The sequence below is a fragment of the Bradyrhizobium algeriense genome, from assembly GCF_003062295.1.
GTDB classification, from domain to species: Bacteria; Pseudomonadota; Alphaproteobacteria; order Rhizobiales; family Xanthobacteraceae; genus Bradyrhizobium; species Bradyrhizobium algeriense.
On sequence record NZ_PYCN01000110.1, the window covers coordinates 1 to 2,732 of the forward strand.

The window sequence follows — 2,732 nt, forward strand, 5'->3', positions numbered from 1 at the left end:
CGGCACGGTTCAGATAGCCACGCGCAACCCCCGCCCCGCCTATGTAAAGCTCACCCACCGCCCCCAACGGCACAGGCGCGCCATGGCCGTCCAGCAGATACACACGCGTGTTGGCAATCGGACGGCCGATCGGGATCGAGGCCAGCCCCTCGACGGATTCGGATATCTCGAATGTGGCACATCCAACCGTTGCTTCCGTCGGACCAAAATGATTGATCAGACGCACGCTCGGAAAACGCTCTTGCCAAAACTGCATGTCTGCCGGAATTAAGGCCTCGCCCCCAACCATGAGCACTCTTGTCGGAGCCGATCCTTTGTTGGCTTCGAGCCGTTTGTTCAGCATGCTTAGATGCGAAGGCGTCAGCTTGATCAGATCATAGGTCTGGCCATCCTCGACAGCAGCAAGCCAATCTATTGGGACAGTCTGGTTTAGAATGCGGAGCTTGGTACCGGCCAGCAAAGGCCCAAACAAGGTCGTAATGCTGCCGTCAAAGCTAAACGACAGCAGCATCAGCGAGCCGTTCCCAGCTCGTTCGCAATGGCGGCGATCCGACCAATGCAAATAGTTCACCAGTCCGCGATGCTCGACCATGACGCCCTTTGGGGTTCCGGTTGAGCCTGAGGTGTAGATGATGTAGGCGAGATGGCGCGAGGTGAGGCCGAGGGCGCGCGGCTCGGGATCAGAGACAGGCAGCGCGGCCCAGGGCGGGGTGGCCGTATCCAGATCGAGCGCCGTCACATCGGCGAGCGCCTCGGTGCCGAGCGCGGCGCGGCCGGCCGCATCACAAAGCAGCAGCTGCGGCGCGGCATCGCCCAGCACCTGCCGCAGCCGCTGAGACGGATAGGCCGGATCCAGCGGCAGATAGGCGCCGCCCGCCTTCAGGATCGCCAAGAGCCCCACCACCATCGCGGGGCTGCGCTCCAGGCAGATCGCCACCGGCTGATCCGGCCTGACCCCGAGCGCGATCAGATGATGCGCCAGCCGGTTGGCCCGCGCATTGAGCTCGCCATAGCTCAGGCGCTCGTCCTCATGGACGAGGGCGACCGCTTCGGGTGCGCGCCGGACCTGTTGCTCGAACAGTTCATGGATGCACCGCTCCGACGGATAGGCCGCCGCCGTCCGGTTCAACTCCTCCAGCAGATAGCTGCGTTCGTCGGCCGGCAGGATGTCGATGCGGCCGACCGGCTGCCCCGCATCGGCAGCCATCGCCCGCAGCAGCGCCAGCAGATAACCACGCTGCCGCTCGATCGTCGCCTGATCGAACAGCGCCGTGGCATAACCGAACGCCCCGGCGATCTCCTCGCCCTGCTCATGAAGGCTCAGCTCCAGATCGAACTTGACCTGATCGAGCCCTTCCCCGGCAGCCTCCACGCTCAGCCCGGCAAGGTCGAACGACCCGACGGCGTTGTTCTGCCAGGCCAACATCACCTGGAACAGCGGCGTCTGATCGAGATGCCGTGGCGGCTGCACGATCTCGACTACCTGCTCGAACGGCAGGTCCTGATGCTCCTGCGCAGCCAGCGCCGTGCGCCGCGTCCGTTCCAGAAGCTGCGACACGCTCGGCTCGCCCGACAGCTCCAGCCGAAGCGCCAGGGTGTTGACGAAGAAGCCGATCAACCCTTCGATCTCGCGCCGGCCGCGATTGGCGCTCGGCACGCCGATCACAAGGTCGTCCTGCCCCGACAGACGCGACAGCACCGCCGCCCAGCCCGCCAGCACCGTCATGAACAACGTCGTGCCATGCTGCCGGCTCAGCCGCTTCAGCCCCCGCGTCAGATCCGCATCGATGACGATCGGAACACTGGCCCCGGCAAACGACGGCTGGGCCGGCCGCGGCCGGTCCGTCGGCAGCGCCAGACGGGCCGGAGCACCGGACAGGGTGTCGCGCCAATACTGCCCCTGCTTCTGCAGCCGTTCCCCCGACAGCCACTGCCGTTGCCAGGCGGCATAATCCGGATATTGGATTGCCAGCGGCGGCAAAGGATCGTCCTGTCCAGCCTCAAACGCCCGGTAAAGCTGACTGAGTTCACGCACCAGCACGCCCAGCGACCAGCCGTCCGAGACGATGTGATGCTGGGTCAGCAGGAAGACGTGTTCCTCATCCGACATCCGGATCAGACGCCCGCGGATCAGCGGCCCGCGCGCAAGATCGAACGGCGTGCCTGCCTCTTCATGGCACAGCTCCAGAAGCGCCGCCTCAGCATCCGGCCGGCCCCGCAGATCGTGCTCGAGCACCGGCAGCCCCGCATCCGCCGGCAGAACCTCAACCCGGGGCTTGCCCTCCGGTGCGACAAAGACACTGCGCAGCGCCTCGTGACGGGCAAACAAACGGTCAAGGCTGCGCTGCCAGGCGCTGCGGTCGAGCGCCCCACGCAGCCGCCACGCCAGCGGAATGTGGTAGGTCGTGCTGCTCTCGTCCAGCTGCGCCAAAAACCACAGCCGCTGCTGCGCAAACGACAGCACCAGCGGCTCATGACGCGACACGGCCGCAATCGCCGGCAGCTCTTGCGGACCGGAGCGGCTCAACACCTCCACGATGCTTGCCGCCAGCTCCGCCAGCACCGGTTTGGCAAACAGCCCCGTCAGCGGCAGCGCGACGCCAACAGCCTGCGACAGCCGGCTCAAGAGCTGCACCGCCAGGAGCGAGTGGCCGCCGAGTTCGAAGAAGTGGTCGTGGCGTCCGACCCGCTCGACCCCGAGAAGCTCCGCCCAGATCTCTGCCAGCGCCGTC

1 protein-coding gene is annotated in these 2,732 nt (G+C 66.0%); it reads right to left on the minus strand.

Annotated elements, in window-relative coordinates:
- A partial coding sequence (locus C7G61_RS42420; protein ID WP_145963821.1) for a non-ribosomal peptide synthetase occupies window positions 1–2,732 on the minus strand: 2,732 nt, incomplete at both ends.